Origin of the sequence: Pseudomonas cremoricolorata (assembly GCF_000759535.1) — a bacterium.
Taxonomy (GTDB): Bacteria; Pseudomonadota; Gammaproteobacteria; order Pseudomonadales; family Pseudomonadaceae; genus Aquipseudomonas; species Aquipseudomonas cremoricolorata_A.
Genome location: NZ_CP009455.1, coordinates 2,518,395 through 2,533,244, shown reverse-complemented (window position 1 = coordinate 2,533,244; position 14,850 = coordinate 2,518,395). Strand labels below are relative to the sequence as shown.

Annotated in this window: 16 protein-coding genes; 9 read left to right on the top strand and 7 right to left on the bottom strand. The window is 61.9% G+C overall.

Features of this window, described 5'->3' with window-relative positions:
• Window positions 1-58 precede the first annotated feature (58 nt).
• The 5 genes from rimO to tsaA all read left to right on the top strand — a co-directional run bounded on the left by rimO (window position 59) and on the right by tsaA (window position 3,972).
• Window positions 59-1,396, top strand: coding sequence for a 30S ribosomal protein S12 methylthiotransferase RimO (gene rimO, locus LK03_RS11060; protein ID WP_038412381.1), 1,338 nt, complete (start codon window positions 59-61; stop codon window positions 1,394-1,396).
• A 101-nt stretch (window positions 1,397-1,497) separates the two neighbouring features.
• A complete protein-coding gene (locus LK03_RS11055; protein ID WP_038412379.1) occupies window positions 1,498-1,953 on the top strand; it encodes a GNAT family N-acetyltransferase in 456 nt (151 codons plus the stop codon).
• 104 nt (window positions 1,954-2,057) lie between these two features.
• Entirely contained in the window at window positions 2,058-2,768 is a 711-nt protein-coding gene (locus tag LK03_RS11050; RefSeq protein WP_038412377.1) for an rRNA pseudouridine synthase, read from the top strand.
• Window positions 2,769-2,813: 45 nt separating this feature from the next.
• Complete coding sequence (locus LK03_RS11045; protein WP_038412376.1) at window positions 2,814-3,275, top strand: DUF1456 family protein; 462 nt, start codon at window positions 2,814-2,816, stop codon at window positions 3,273-3,275.
• A gap of 1 nt (window position 3,276) precedes the next feature.
• Window positions 3,277-3,972, top strand: coding sequence for a tRNA (N6-threonylcarbamoyladenosine(37)-N6)-methyltransferase TrmO (gene tsaA, locus LK03_RS11040; protein WP_038412375.1), 696 nt, complete (start codon window positions 3,277-3,279; stop codon window positions 3,970-3,972).
• Between the two features lie 54 nt (window positions 3,973-4,026).
• Here tsaA and fpr read toward each other — a convergent pair whose 3' ends face one another.
• Window positions 4,027-4,806: a ferredoxin-NADP reductase gene (gene fpr / locus LK03_RS11035; protein ID WP_028696841.1), complete on the bottom strand. Its 780-nt coding sequence runs from the start codon at window positions 4,804-4,806 to the stop codon at window positions 4,027-4,029.
• Between the two features lie 121 nt (window positions 4,807-4,927).
• On the opposite strand from fpr, the gene LK03_RS11030 reads away from it, so the two are divergent.
• Entirely contained in the window at window positions 4,928-5,854 is a 927-nt protein-coding gene (locus LK03_RS11030) for a LysR family transcriptional regulator (RefSeq protein WP_038412372.1), read from the top strand.
• 3 nt (window positions 5,855-5,857) lie between these two features.
• On the opposite strand, the gene LK03_RS11025 is transcribed toward LK03_RS11030, so the two are convergent.
• The 3 genes from LK03_RS11025 to LK03_RS11015 all read right to left on the bottom strand — a co-directional run bounded on the left by LK03_RS11025 (window position 5,858) and on the right by LK03_RS11015 (window position 7,888).
• A complete protein-coding gene (locus LK03_RS11025) occupies window positions 5,858-6,220 on the bottom strand; it encodes a diacylglycerol kinase (RefSeq protein ID WP_038412371.1) in 363 nt (120 codons plus the stop codon).
• 61 nt (window positions 6,221-6,281) lie between these two features.
• Window positions 6,282-6,932 (bottom strand): response regulator transcription factor ErdR, encoded by a 651-nt coding sequence (erdR, locus tag LK03_RS11020; protein WP_038412370.1) that lies wholly within the window; start codon window positions 6,930-6,932, stop codon window positions 6,282-6,284.
• A 245-nt stretch (window positions 6,933-7,177) separates the two neighbouring features.
• Complete coding sequence (locus tag LK03_RS11015; protein WP_038412369.1) at window positions 7,178-7,888, bottom strand: tRNA-uridine aminocarboxypropyltransferase; 711 nt, start codon at window positions 7,886-7,888, stop codon at window positions 7,178-7,180.
• Between the two features lie 226 nt (window positions 7,889-8,114).
• Here LK03_RS11015 and LK03_RS11010 point away from each other — a divergent pair, with 226 nt between their 5' ends.
• Window positions 8,115-8,531 carry a PA3611 family quorum-sensing-regulated virulence factor gene (locus LK03_RS11010; RefSeq protein WP_038412368.1) on the top strand — a complete coding sequence of 139 codons (417 nt, stop codon included), beginning with the start codon at window positions 8,115-8,117 and terminating at the stop codon, window positions 8,529-8,531.
• A gap of 243 nt (window positions 8,532-8,774) precedes the next feature.
• Window positions 8,775-9,893 (top strand): TIGR00730 family Rossman fold protein, encoded by a 1,119-nt coding sequence (locus LK03_RS11005; protein ID WP_038412367.1) that lies wholly within the window; start codon window positions 8,775-8,777, stop codon window positions 9,891-9,893.
• A 4-nt stretch (window positions 9,894-9,897) separates the two neighbouring features.
• Here LK03_RS11005 and recX read toward each other — a convergent pair whose 3' ends face one another.
• The 3 genes from recX to LK03_RS10990 form a co-directional block, all read right to left on the bottom strand.
• On the bottom strand, window positions 9,898-10,365 hold the full coding sequence (recX, locus tag LK03_RS11000; protein ID WP_038412366.1) for a recombination regulator RecX: 468 nt from the start codon (window positions 10,363-10,365) through the stop codon (window positions 9,898-9,900).
• Between the two features lie 8 nt (window positions 10,366-10,373).
• Window positions 10,374-11,441 carry a recombinase RecA gene (recA, locus tag LK03_RS10995; RefSeq protein WP_038412365.1) on the bottom strand — a complete coding sequence of 356 codons (1,068 nt, stop codon included), beginning with the start codon at window positions 11,439-11,441 and terminating at the stop codon, window positions 10,374-10,376.
• Between the two features lie 100 nt (window positions 11,442-11,541).
• Complete coding sequence (locus LK03_RS10990; RefSeq protein ID WP_167334493.1) at window positions 11,542-12,030, bottom strand: CinA family protein; 489 nt, start codon at window positions 12,028-12,030, stop codon at window positions 11,542-11,544.
• Between the two features lie 182 nt (window positions 12,031-12,212).
• Here LK03_RS10990 and mutS point away from each other — a divergent pair, with 182 nt between their 5' ends.
• On the top strand, window positions 12,213-14,783 hold the full coding sequence (mutS, locus tag LK03_RS10985; RefSeq protein WP_038412364.1) for a DNA mismatch repair protein MutS: 2,571 nt from the start codon (window positions 12,213-12,215) through the stop codon (window positions 14,781-14,783).
• The last annotated feature ends 67 nt before the right edge of the window (window positions 14,784-14,850 follow it).

The window sequence follows — 14,850 nt, the reverse complement described above, 5'->3', positions numbered from 1 at the left end:
CGCCCGCCGGGAATGCCCGCTGCCTGCGGTGCACCTGCCTTCAATACCGAGGTTAGTCATGTCCACCACCCCCGCGATCACCACGCCCAAGGTCGGCTTCGTTTCCCTGGGCTGCCCCAAAGCCCTGGTCGATTCCGAGCGCATCCTCACCCAGCTGCGCATGGAAGGCTATGAAGTCGTGCCGACCTACGAGGACGCCGACGTGGTGGTGGTCAACACCTGCGGCTTCATCGACAGCGCCAAGGCCGAATCGCTGGAAGTGATCGGCGAAGCGATCAAGGAAAACGGCAAGGTCATCGTCACCGGCTGCATGGGTGTCGAGGAAGGCAATATCCGTGACGTGCACCCTAGCGTGTTGTCGGTCAGCGGTCCGCAGCAGTACGAGCAGGTGGTCAATGCCGTGCACGAGGTGGTGCCACCGCGTACCGACCACAACCCGCTGATCGACCTGGTGCCGCCCCAGGGCGTCAAGCTGACCCCGCGCCACTACGCCTATCTGAAGATTTCCGAAGGCTGCAACCACAGCTGCAGCTTCTGCATCATTCCGTCGATGCGCGGCAAGCTGGTCAGCCGGCCGGTGGGCGAAGTGCTGAGCGAGGCCGAGCGACTGGTCAAGGCCGGGGTCAAGGAAATCCTGGTGATCTCCCAGGACACCAGCGCCTATGGCGTAGACGTCAAGTACAAGACCGACTTCTGGAATGGCCGCCCGGTCAAGACGCGCATGCTGGAACTGTGCGAAGCCTTGAGCAGCCTCGGCGCCTGGGTGCGGCTGCATTACGTCTACCCCTACCCGAACGTCGATGACGTCATTCCGTTGATGGCCGCCGGCAAGATCCTGCCGTACCTGGACATCCCGTTCCAGCACGCCAGCCCCAAGGTACTCAAGTCGATGAAGCGCCCGGCCTTCGAAGACCGTACCCTGGCGCGCATCAAGCACTGGCGCGAGCAGTGCCCCGAGCTGATCATCCGCTCGACCTTCATCGTCGGCTTCCCTGGCGAAACCGAAGAAGACTTCCAGTACCTGCTCGACTGGCTCACTGAGGCCCAACTCGATCGCGTCGGCTGCTTCCAGTACTCGCCGGTCGAAGGCGCACCGGCCAATGATCTGGGCCTGGCCGAGGTGCCAGACGACGTCAAGCAAGCGCGCTGGGACCGCTTCATGGCGCATCAGCAGGCCATCAGCAGTGCACGCCTGCAATTGCGCATCGGCAAGGAAATCGAAGTATTGATCGATGAAGTGGAAGAGCAAGGCTCAGTAGGCCGCAGCTTCTTCGACGCCCCGGAAATCGATGGCAGCGTGTTCATCGATGGCGACCACGGCTTCAAGCCAGGCGACAAGGTTCGCTGCCGGGTGGTCGATGCGGACGAATACGACCTCTGGGCCGAGCCTGTCTGAGCGGTGCGTCACTGAACTGCCTCGCCGCTGGGCGGGGCATTTTTTTGCCTGGCCAATGCCGCGTTCACCGCGGGTCGCCTCATGTCATGCAAGGAGCTGTCATGCAACCCACGCTGAAACTGCTGACCCCAAGCGTCGATGAATACCCGGAACTGATCCGTGTCTGGGAATCGTCGGTGCGGGCCACCCATGATTTTCTGCCCGAGCACTACCTGGTGGCACTGCGCGACAAGCTGTTGCCGCAGTACCTGCCGGCGGTGACGCTGGTCTGCTGCAAGGACGAACGGCAGAGCATCTGCGGCTTCGTCGGCGTCGCCAAGCAGGATGTGCACATGTTGTTCGTCGCCGATGGACAGCGCGGGCGCGGCGTTGGCAAACGTCTGCTGCAGCACGCCGTGCAGGTGCTGGGCGCTGATCGACTCGACGTCAACGAGCAGAACCCGCAGGCCCTGGCGTTCTATCAGCACCAAGGCTTCGAGGTGGTCGGGCGCTCGGAGACCGATGGCCTCGGTCAGCCCTACCCGCTGCTGCACCTGCGCCTGGGTGCTGCCAAGTAGCTGCGACGGTTTGACCATTCGCAGCCGTTGGGGGCAGATTCCCCGCCCTGGCTGTCCCTGGGCGGGTACAATGGCGCTCTAATCCGCCTCGCGAAACACACTCCATGTCTGAACCCGTACGCCTTTCCAAACGCCTGATCGAGCAACTTGGCTGCTCGCGCCGCGAAGCCGAGCTGTACATCGAAGGGGGCTGGGTCACCGTCGACGGCGTGGTCATCGAACAGCCGCAGTTCAAGGTCGCCGAGCAGCGCGTCGAATTGCTCGCAGGTGCCCGCGCCGAGCCGCTCGAACCCGTGACCCTGCTGCTCAATCAGCCCGCCAATCAGGACAGCGAAGAGGCCCGCACCAGCATTGCCATGACCACCCTGAGCCAAGCGCAACGTGGCCAGGTGCGGGCCTTGCACGGGCATTTCACCCGGCTGTCCTGTGTAGCGCCGCTCGAAGCGGGCGCCAGCGGCCTGCAATTGTTCACGCAGGATTGGCGAGTGACGCGCAAGATCGAAGCCGACATGCGCAAGCTCGAGCAGGAATACATCATCGAAGTTCGCGGCCAGGCGTCGAGCGCCGCGCTGGAGCGCCTGGCCCGCGGCATCACCCGTAACGACCGAGAGCTGCCAAAAGCCAAGGCCAGCTGGCAGAACGAGCACCACCTGCGCATGGCCTTGAAGAACCCCTACCCCGGGCTGATCGGGCAGCTGTGTGCTGCAGTCAAACTGGAGGTGGTCAGCATGCGTCGAATCCGCCTGGGCGGTGTGTCGATGGGCAAGCTGCCGCTCGGGCAATGGCGCTATGTGGCCGGCACTGAACGTTTTTAAGCTTTCGAGCCGCATTGCCCGGCTCCTGACAGGATCATTTCACCCATGACTCACAACGATGTTCTGCGCAGCCTGCGTTACCTGCTCAAGGCCAACGACGCCAAGATGGCCGAGATCACCGCCCTGGCAGGCTTGAGCGTGACGCCCGCGGCGATCGCCAATTATGTCAAGAAAGAGGATGAAGCAGGCTTCGTGCTGTGCCCGCAACCGGTCATGGCGCATTTTCTCGACGGCCTGGTGATTCACCGCCGCGGCCGCGACGACAGCCGTGCACCGCAGCCGTTGGAGCTGCCGGTGACCAACAACATCATCCTGAAGAAGCTGCGTGTCGCCTTCGAGCTCAAGGAAGACGATATGCATGCGCTGCTCAAGGCGGTGAACTTCCCCGTCTCCAAACCCGAACTGAGCGCTTTGTTCCGCAAGGTCGGGCACGACAATTACCGGCCCTGCGGCGACCAACTGCTGCGCAACTTCCTCAAGGGCCTGACCCAACGCGTGCGCGGCTGACATGCAGCACAGCGTCTCGCCGGTGGGCATCGTCCGCTCCTGCTTCAAGGAAAAGTTCGCCATTCCGCGGCAGCCGCAGCTCGCACCTGCCGCGCGGGGCGTACTCGAACTGCTGCCACCGTTCGACACCGGCGATGCGGTAGCGGGTCTGGAGCAGGTCAGCCATGTCTGGCTGCTGTTTCTGTTCCACCAGGCACTGGAAGACAAGCCGCGCCTCAAGGTGCGCCCGCCGCGCCTGGGGGGCAACAAGAGCATGGGCGTATTCGCCACCCGTGCCACTCACCGACCCAACGGTATCGGTCAGTCGGTGGTGCGCCTGCAAGGGGTCGAGCCTGGGCGCTTGCTGCTGTCGGGCATCGACTTGCTCGATGGCACCCCGGTGCTCGACATCAAACCCTACGTGCCCTACGCCGACAGCGTGCCTGAGGCCGTGAACGGGATAGCCAGCGCCGCGCCGGCCGCGATAGAGGTGAATTGGCAGGCGTCTGCGCTGGAGCAGGCCCACGCCAACGGTTTGCGCCTTGGCGAACCGCTGGTGGCGCTGATCGAGCAATGCCTGGCGCAAGACCCGCGCCCGGCGTATCAGGTGCCGCCCGCCGAGCGCGTCTATGGCGTAAGGTTCTGGGACGTGCAGGTGCGCTGGCAATACCCCACCCCCGAGAGCATTCGGGTGATCGAAGTGGCACCAGACCGCTGAGTGCAGAACAAAAAAAACGCAGACAAGGTCTGCGTTTTTTCATACCGGCAACGATTACTTTTCGACGAACGCGCGCTCGATCAGGTAGTCGCCTGGCTCGCGCATACGGGCCGAGATCTTCAGGCCGAAGCTGTCCAGTACCTGGCTGGTTTCATCGAGCATGCTCGGGCTGCCGCAGATCATCGCGCGATCATCCTGCGGATTGATCGGCGGCAGGCCGATGTCGCTGAACAGCTTGCCACTGCGCATCAGGTCGGTCAGACGACCCTGGTTCTCGAACGGTTCACGGGTCACGGTGGGGTAATAGATGAGCTTCTCGCGAACGGCATCGCCGAAGAACTCGTTCTGTGGCAGATGTTCGGTGATGAATTCGCGGTACGCCACTTCATTCACGTAGCGCACGCCGTGCACCAGGATGACCTTCTCGAAGCGCTCGTAGGTTTCCGGATCCTGGATGACGCTCATGAACGGCGCCAGGCCGGTGCCGGTGCTGAGCAGGTAGAGGTGCTTGCCAGGATTGAGGTCATCGAGTACCAAGGTGCCGGTGGGCTTCTTGCTGATGATGACTTCGTCGCCTTCCTTCAAATGCTGCAGCTGCGAGGTCAGCGGACCGTCCGGGACCTTGATGCTGAAGAACTCCAGGTGCTCTTCCCAATTCGGCGAGGCGATGGAGTAGGCGCGCATGAGCGGACGGCCGTTGGGTTGTTGCAGGCCGATCATCACGAACTGACCGTTCTCGAAGCGCAGACCCGGGTCACGGGTGCACTTGAAGCTGAACAGGGTGTCGTTCCAGTGGTGAACACTGAGGACACGTTCGTGGTTCATGTTGCTCATCGAGTGGGGCTCCTGAAAAAAGACGCAGCGCAGACCGAGCGCATAGTTGCGCGATAGTGTATTGGCAGAGAGAATATCTGTTAACTGAATTATCAAGATATGTGTTATCGGTTATATCGATATGCGATTTACCCTTCGTCAACTCCAGGTGTTCGTGGCCGTCGCCCAACAGCAAAGCGTGTCACGCGCAGCCGGGGTGCTGGCGCTGTCGCAGTCGGCTGCCAGCACGTCCATCACCGAACTGGAGCGCCAATCCAGCTGCCAACTCTTCGACCGCTCCGGCAAGCGCCTGTCACTCAACGCACTCGGCCAGCAACTGCTGCCGCAAGCTGTCGCCCTGCTCGATCAGGCCAAGGAGATCGAAGACCTGCTGCACGGCAAATCCGGCTTCGGTTCGCTTTCTGTCGGCGCCACGCTGACCATCGGCAACTACCTGGCGACGTTGCTGATCGGCAGCTTCATGCAGCAGCACCCGGAGAGCCAGGTCAAACTCCATGTGCAGAACACCGCGCATATCGTGCAACAGGTGGCGCACCACGAAATTGATCTAGGCCTGATCGAAGGTGACTGCATTCATCCCGACCTTGAAATCCAGCCGTGGGTCGAAGATGAACTGGTGGTCTTCTGCGCCCCTCAGCACCCTCTGGCAAGCGTGGGCCGAGCGGAGTGGACCGCCCTGGCCGGTGAAGCGTGGATTCTGCGAGAACAAGGTTCCGGCACCCGTCTGACCTTCGATCAGGCTATGCGCCACCACCGCTCCTCGCTCAATGTACGCCTTGAGCTGGAACACACCGAAGCGATCAAACGGGCCGTGGAATCGGGCCTGGGCATCGGCTGCATCTCACGCCTGGCGCTGCGCGATGCATTCCGCCGAGGCAGTCTGGTAGCGCTGGAGACACCGCAGCTGGACCTGCGCCGACAGTTCTATTTCATCTGGCACAAGCAGAAATACCAGACCTCGGCGATGCGCGAGTTCCTTGAACTGTGTCGTAGTTTCACCCACGGTGTGACGCGTAGCGATGAGATCGTGTTGCCCAGTATCGCGTGAGAATTACAGCAGAATCACAGCCCAGACCACCGCGACCATGCTCAGCGCTACCAGCTGCGCTGCGCTGCCCATGTCCTTGGCGTTCTTCGACAGCGGGTGACGGTCCAGCGAAATACGATCGATGGCAGCTTCGACGGCCGAGTTGAGCAGCTCGACGATCAGGCCCAGCAGGCATACAGCAATCAGCACTGCCCGCTCGGCACGACTGACCGACAACCAGCAGGCCAGTGGAATCAGAATCACGTTGAGCAATACCAACTGGCGGAATGCGGCCTCGCCGATGAAGGCTGCGCGCAAGCCATCAAACGAGTAGCTGGCCGCGTTGAAGATACGTTTCAGGCCGGTCTGGCCCTTGAATGGCGACATAGCGATCACTTCATCAGATAAAAGCCCGTCAGGGCGGAAAAGTCGGGAGAGGGGTGGCGGCTCAATTGCCCGCCACGGACTCCAGTTGTTGCAGCAGCAGCGCTGCCTGAGTGCGGGTGCGCACGCCGAGCTTGCGGAAGATGGCCGTTACGTGCGCCTTGATCGTTGCCTCGGAAACGCTCAGCTCGTAGGCGATCTGCTTGTTCAACAGCCCCTCGCAGACCATGGTCAACACCCGGAACTGCTGCGGGGTCAGGCTCGCCAGACCTTCGCTGGCGGCTTTCGCTTCAGCCGAGACATCCACCTTGTCGAACGCCTGAGGCGGCCACCACACTTCGCCATCGAGCACCTTCTGCACAGCATCCTGCAAGGTTTCCAGCGGACTGGACTTGGGAATGAAGCCGCTGGCGCCGAATTCGCGGGATTTCACCACGACGGCGGCCTCTTCCTGGGCCGAGACCATCACCACCGGAATCTGCGGATACTGACCGCGCAGCAGAACCAGGCCGGAGAAGCCATAGGCACCGGGCATGTTCAGGTCCAGCAGCACCAGATCCCAATCCGCTTTCTCGGCAAGGCGGGTTTCCAGTTCGGCGATGCTCGCCACTTCAACGATCCGCACACCTTCGCCGAGACCCAGCGTGATGGCTTGGCGCAAGGCGCTTCGAAACAGCGGGTGGTCATCGGCTATCAGGACTTCGTATGTGGCCATCGATCTGTTGATCCTGTTCTGTGCCAGGTGTGCAAGGCAGCTATCGCGTCGCCTGGCGGGCAACTCACGGCATGAACGGCGGGGACGTCTGAAGCAAAGGCATCGCCAGCGCCAGGCTGGTGCAGGCGCGCTGTTCTGGAAACGGCGCCAAGGATGCCGAGCGCGCTGCGAGGGGTCAAGCCAATTAACCCCCTTGCCCGCCGCCCCGCCAAGTATGAAGCAAATCGCCCGCTATGCCCTTTGTACTAAAGAAAGGTCTTGAGTTGCTTATGCACGGCATCGTCAAGGTCCAGCGGCAAATGCCGTTTGCCACTGAGGTAATGCAGGCTGAACACATCGAGATAGGCATCCAGCGCCTGCGCTGCCTGGCGATCGCCGGCAAGCTCCAGGCACATGGCGGCCACCTCGGCGGTGCAGAAATGGTCATCGCGCTTGGAGCGGCGCAGCCGGTAGCGCGACATCTGTTCGGGTTGCAGGCTAAGTACCGGAAACTGGTCGAGGTAGGGGCTTTTGCGGAACATCTTGCGCGCCTCGGTCCAGGTCGCGTCGAGCAGGATGAACAGCGCACGCTTGCCCGGCGCCGGCGCCGCTTCACTGACGACGCGCTCTGGCGCGACGAACTCACCGGGAAATACCAGATAGGGCTGCCAATGAGGCTGTGCCAGCAGTTCGAGCAGGGCGTGGTCGACTTCCTTGCGCTGCCAGCCGAACGCGAAGGTGTCTTCGACCAGGTCGGCAATCAGCCAGCCCGTATTGGTCGGTTTCAACGGTTCGGTGTCATGCATGATCAGGCACATGCCGGCGCCCGCGTCGACCCGTGGCTTCAAGGCGCACAGGCAGTGGCTGGCGATGACGCGACAGCCGGGGCAACGCAGGGCCCGGGAACCCCGAGCAACAAACGGCTTGTTGCTGCGCGCCAGACGCTCGGCGCGCAGACGCGCGACAGCGTGGCTCATGGTTGCAGCCGGCGATGACGTGGAGGAACGCACACTGGAGCGACTCGCTTTCAAAAAAGAGGCGCAGTTTACCAGAGGCCCATGCAATTGCCGTGTGGACTGCACGCGCTGACCTCTATAATCAGCGCCATCCGCTCCGGTCCGACTGCGTCACGTCGCCTGGACTCAGGGAACGCCCTACTTTCAAACCGGTCCAACCGACCAGTCATCGAATCAGGAGAACTCCATGCTGCGCATCATCGTCCCGACCCTGAGCCTGCTGCTGGCCTTGCCACTGGCTGCCCAAGCGGCCTCCAAGCAGGACTACGAGCTCAACCAGGAGCTGCAGAAGGTCGCCAAGGAAAGCAGCAAAGGCACCCCTCGCGCCATCAACGAAGACATCCTCGACCAAGGTTATACGGTCGAAGGTCGGGCGCTGATCAACCATCTCAGCGTGCGTGAGGGTCAGGCTCGGGAAATGGCCATGAGCCCGGAAAAAGTCCGTGACCAGTTGGGTGCCAGCGTCTGCAACAACAGTGGCTATCGCCAGTTGATGAAAAAGGGCGCAGTTATGGTCTATCGCTTCAGCGAGTACAAAACCAACCGCCAGATCGGCGACCAGGCCTTCAACGCAGCCAGCTGCGGCATGACCGGCAAGAAGTAATCCCGCCCGTCGTGCGGCGCGCCCAGCGCGCTGCACTGCGCTAGCGCCTCGAATACACTGGTTGCACGTCGCTCGACACTACTCACAGGCCCTTTGCTCAGGCAAGCCGGCACACGCTTACCTCCCCGCAGCAACCTTCGGCATGCATACTAGAGCGCTTATCGTGAAGGCACGCAGCCGTGACCGAGTGAGGTGCAATGACTCGCCTGGCACCCCACTGCCCGCTGCAGAAGGAGACCTTGAATGCCCTACCAGCCCAATGACCATCTGCTCAGCCATTTCCGCGACAACGGCATCGATTTGAGCAGTCTCGACCTGCAACTGCAGCAGGTCGCGCCCGACAGCCCCAACTTGCCCCTGTACCGCGACATGATGCTGACCATCCTGCGCATGGCCCACGACGACCGCGACCGCTGGAATGCCAAGATCACCCTGCAGACCCTACGTGAGCTGGACCACGCTTTCCGCACCCTGCAGCGCTACAAAGGCAGGCGTAAAGTGACCGTGTTTGGCTCGGCACGCACGCCGCTGGAGCATCCTTTGTATGGCCTGGCTCGTGAGCTAGGTGCGGAGCTGGCACGGTCCGAGATGATGGTGATCACCGGTGCTGGGGGCGGCATCATGGCCGCAGCCCATGAGGGTGCAGGCAGTGAACACGCTCTGGGCTTCAATATCGCCCTGCCTTTCGAGCAGCATGCCAATGCCACCGTCGACGGCACCGACAAACTGCTGCCCTTCCACTTCTTCTTCATTCGCAAGCTGTTCTTCGTCAAGGAGGCCGATGCTTTGGTGCTCTGCCCTGGCGGTTTTGGTACGCTCGATGAAGCACTGGAAGTACTCACGCTGATCCAGACGGGCAAAAGCCCCTTGGTGCCGGTGGTGCTGCTCGATTCGCCGGACGGCACGTTCTGGAAGGATTGCCTGACGTTCCTGCAACGCCAACTGCAAGAGAACCGCTACATCCTGCCCGACGACCTCAAGCTGATGCGCCTGGTGTCCAGCGCAGAAGAGGCTGTCGAGGAAATCGAACAGTTTTACAGCAACTACCATTCAAGTCGCTGGCTGCAGCACGAATTCATGATCCGCCTGCGGCGACCACTGAGTGACAGCGCTCTGCGCGAACTCGAGCAGCGGTTCGCCGACCTGCGCCTCAGTGGCAGCTTCAGCCAGAGCGCTGACAGCCGCATCGCCAATGAGCCGGAGGAGTACCTTGAGTTGACCCGGCTGACTTTCGCCTTTGGCGGCCGCAATCAGGGGCGTCTGCGTGCGTTGATCGATTTCGTCAACACCGCGGAAAACTGGGAACAGTCTACTGCCTCGGTTCTACAAGGCGATGTTCAGGAAGTGCTGAAAACCCGTTAACGACTCAGTCGTCCAGATCACGGCCGTTGAGCAAGCGGCCGATCATTTCCATCGAGAAGCCGCGGTAGGCGAGAAACCGAGTTTGCTGGGCGCGACTGCGTGCATCTTCAGGAAGTTGCCCAGAGAATTTGCGCTGCCAGACGTCCCGCAGCTTCTCAGACCAGTGCACCCCAGACGCTCGTAACGCGTGCTCGACATCGGCTCGGTCCAAGCCGCGCTGCCCGAGATCCTCGCGAATACGTGCAGGCCCATAACCCGCGTTGGATTTGTAGCGGATGAAACTTTCCAAATAGCGGGCTTCACTGAGAAGCCCTTCTTCGGCAAGCCGATCGAGCGCAGGCTCGATCAGCTCGTCGCTGGCTCCTCGCTGACGCAACTTGCGCGTCAGTTCGACCCGGCCATGTTCCCTGCGTGCCAGCAGGTCCATGGCGGTGCGCCGTACGGCAACAGGAGTGTCCAGCACAACGGTCATACGTTGGCTCAGAGGCCTGCTTCAGCGTCAGCTACATCGCTGGCATCCGCCGTTTGCGCTGCAGCCTTGCCTGCTTCGGCGACTGCGCTGACATTGAGCAGCTTGTCACGAATCTGCTTCTCGATTTCCGAGCCAATGGCCGGATTTTCTGCCAGGTACTTGGCAGCGTTGGCCTTGCCTTGGCCGATCTTGTTGCCCTGGTAGCTGTACCAGGCACCTGACTTCTCGACCAGACCCTGCGCAACACCCAAGTCGATGATTTCGCCGTTTCGATAAATGCCTTTGCCATAGAGAATCTGGAATTCGGCCTGACGGAACGGCGGCGAGACCTTGTTCTTGACGATCTTGACGCGGGTTTCGCTACCCACCACTTCGTCGCCTTCCTTGACTGCGCCGGTACGGCGAATGTCCAGACGGACCGACGCGTAGAACTTCAGCGCGTTACCACCGGTGGTGGTTTCCGGGCTGCCGAACATGACGCCGATCTTCATACGGATCTGGTTGATGAAGATCACCAGACAGTTGGCGTTCTTGATGTTGCCGGTAATCTTGCGCAAGGCCTGGGACATCAGACGCGCCTGCAAGCCCACGTGCATGTCGCCCATTTCACCTTCGATTTCGGCCTTGGGCACCAGTGCCGCGACGGAGTCGACGATGATCACGTCGACTGCGTTGGAGCGCACCAGCATGTCGGTGATTTCCAGCGCCTGCTCACCGGTATCGGGCTGCGAGACCAGCAGGTCGTCGACATTGACGCCCAGCTTGCCGGCATACTCAGGATCGAGCGCATGTTCGGCATCGACGAAGGCGCAGGTGGCACCGGCCTTTTGTGCTTCGGCAATCACCGACAGGGTCAGCGTGGTTTTACCCGAAGACTCCGGACCGTAGATCTCGACGATACGGCCCTTTGGCAGGCCGCCGATGCCCAGCGCGATATCCAGGCCCAGCGAGCCGGTGGAAATGGCGGGAATGCGTTGACGCTCATGGTCGCCCATGCGCATGACCGCGCCTTTGCCAAACTGACGTTCGATTTGACCCAGGGCCGCAGCCAAGGCGCGCTTCTTGTTGTCGTCCATTGAAATCCTCACGTGATCGACTGGCCCTGATGGCCATACACTGTATAAGTAGCCAGTATTATTTCACAGGGATGCAGTTGCGCATACCCCTGCCTGCAATTTACTCGGCGCCAAGCTGTAACAAGCCGTCTAGCGCTGCACGCACGGACTGTTCGCGCACAGCGTCGCGGTCACCGGCGAACTGGTGTCGTTGACTGTGTACCCGAGCGCCATCACCCCAGGCCAGCCACACCGTACCGACCGGCTTGCTCGGCGAGCCGCCGCCGGGGCCTGCAACACCGCTCACCGCAACGGCGAAGCGCGCACCGCTCGCGGCCTGGGCACCGCGTACCATGGCTTCGACGACCTCCTGACTGACCGCACCGACCTGCTCGAACAACGCTGCCGGTACGCCCAGCTGACGGGTTTTCTGCTGATTGGAATACGTGACATAGCCGGCCTCGAACCATGCCGAGCTGCCGGGCACGCGCGTGATCGCCTCGGCGATACCGCCGCCGGTGCAGGATTCGGCGGTTGCGACCTGAGCATTCAAGCGTTGCAGGTGCTCACCCAGACGCGCGCTCAGTGACGTGATGCAATTCACGGCCATGCTCCTGAAGGAAATCGACCTACCCTACCACTCCTGCAGGGTCAGACAAGCGCAGCCTGGCTTGGTTGCAGCCGCTGGCGGGTCGTACCCTGCACCGCCACGTCCCTGCACCCGGCGCGAAAAGTCTGTAACATTCGCGGCCTTCATCCAAGCCCACCGAATCACCGCTGCAAGGCCCTTGAATGTCTGACCTCTCCGCACACACCCCGATGATGCAACAGTACTGGAAGCTGAAAAACCAGCACCCGGACCAGCTGATGTTCTATCGCATGGGCGACTTCTACGAGATCTTCTATGAGGATGCGAAGAAGGCTGCCAAATTGCTGGACATCACGCTGACAGCTCGAGGCCAGTCGGCGGGTCAGTCGATTCCCATGTGCGGCATTCCCTTCCACTCGGTAGAAGGGTATCTGGCCAAACTGGTCAAGCTGGGCGAGTCGGTGGTGATCTGCGAGCAGATAGGCGACCCTGCGACCAGCAAGGGCCCGGTCGAGCGTCAGGTGGTGCGTATCATCACCCCCGGCACGGTCAGCGACGAAGCATTGCTCGACGAGCGCCGCGACAACCTGATCGCGGCCTTGCTCGGCGATGAGCGCCTGTTCGGTCTGGCGGTGCTGGATATCACCAGCGGCAGCTTCACGGTCCAGGAGATCAAGGGCTGGGAAAACCTGCTGGCCGAGCTCGAGCGGATCAACCCGGTCGAACTGCTGTTCCCCGACGACTGGCCACAAGGCTTGCCGGCAGAAAAGCGCCGCGGCGCGCGGCGGCGTGCGCCGTGGGATTTCGACCGTGATTCGGCGCGCAAGAGCCTGTGTCAGCAGTTCGCGACCAAAGACCTCAAGGGCTTTGGCTGCGACAAGCTGACCCTGGCCATCGGCGCTGCCGGTTGCCTGCTGGCGTACGCCAAGGAAACCCAGCGCACCACCCTGCCGCACTTGCGCAGCCTGCGCCACGAACGGCTGGACGACACGGTGATTCTCGATGGTGCCAGCCGGCGCAATCTGGAGCTGGACGTCAACCTCGCAGGTGGCCGTGACAATACCCTGCAGTCGGTGATCGACCGCTGCCAGACCGCCATGGCCAGCCGCTTGCTGTCGCGCTGGCTGAACCGCCCGCTACGCGATCCCAAGGTGCTCAAGGCGCGGCAAGACTCCATTCGCTGCCTGCTCGATGGTTTCCGCTTCGAAAAGCTGCAGCCGCAGCTCAAGGAAATCGGTGACATCGAGCGCATTCTGGCGCGTATCGGCCTGCGCAATGCGCGGCCGCGTGATCTGGCGCGCCTGCGCGATGCCCTGGGCGCGCTGCCAGAACTGCAAAATGCCTTGTCCGAGCTGGAAGCGCCGCATCTGGCGCGACTGGCCGCCATCACCGGCACCTATCCCGAGCTGGCGAGCCTGCTGGAGCGGGCCATCATCGACAACCCACCCGCGGTGATCCGCGACGGTGGCGTGTTGAAGGTGGGTTACGACAGTGAACTGGACGATCTGCTGGCCATCAGCGAGAACGCCGGACAATTCCTGATCGACCTCGAAGCACGGGAGAAAGCCCGTACCGGCCTGGCCAACCTCAAGGTCGGCTACAACCGGGTGCATGGCTACTTCATCGAACTGCCGAGCAAGCAGGCCGAACAGGCCCCCGGTGATTACATCCGCAGGCAGACCCTCAAAGGCGCCGAGCGCTTCATCACCCCGGAGCTCAAGGCCTTCGAAGACAAGGCGCTGTCGGCCAAGAGCCGTGCTCTGGCGCGGGAAAAGCAGCTGTATGAAACGCTGCTGGAAACCCTGATCGGACACCTTGCACCCCTGCAGGACAGCGCCGCGGCCCTGGCCGAGGTGGATGTGCTGAGCAACCTGGCCGAGCGCGCGCTGAACCTCGACCTGAACTGCCCAAGCTTCGTCGACGAGCCGTGTCTGCGCATCGACCAAGGCCGTCACCCGGTGGTCGAGCAGGTCCTGACCACGCCATTCGTGGCCAATGACCTCAGCCTCGACGACAGCACGCGCATGTTGATCATCACCGGCCCGAACATGGGCGGTAAGTCGACCTACATGCGCCAGACTGCGCTGATCGTGCTGATGGCGCATATCGGCAGCTTCGTGCCCGCAGCCAGTTGCGAGCTGTCGCTGGTGGATCGTATTTTCACCCGCATCGGTTCCAGCGATGACCTGGCAGGTGGACGCTCTACCTTCATGGTCGAGATGAGCGAAACCGCCAATATCCTGCACAATGCTACCGACCGCAGCTTGGTACTGATGGACGAAGTGGGACGCGGCACCAGTACCTTCGACGGCCTGTCTTTGGCCTGGGCGGCGGCCGAGCGCCTGGCGCAGCTGCGCGCCTACACCCTGTTCGCCACGCACTATTTCGAACTGACGGTGCTGCCGGAAAGCGAGCCTTTGGTGGCCAACGTCCACCTCAACGCCACCGAGCACAATGAGCGGATCGTCTTTCTCCACCATGTGTTGCCAGGCCCGGCGAGTCAGAGCTACGGCCTGGCGGTAGCTCAGTTGGCGGGAGTACCCGGACAGGTCATCCAGCGAGCGCGCGAGCACCTCGGCCGACTGGAAACAGCCAGTCTGCCCCAGGAAGCGCCCGCCGCCTCCCCAGCGGCCAAAGTGCAGACGCCGCACCAGAGCGACCTGTTCGCTAGCCTCCCGCACCCGGCTATCGACAAACTGGGCAAGCTGGACCTGGATAACACCACCCCGCGTCAAGCTATCGAAATGCTATATCAACTTAAAAACCTGTTATAACGCTGCGCCGCGCAAGCTGGTAGAATCCGGCGCGGTTTGCGAGTGCCGCAGGTTATTAGCCTGGCCT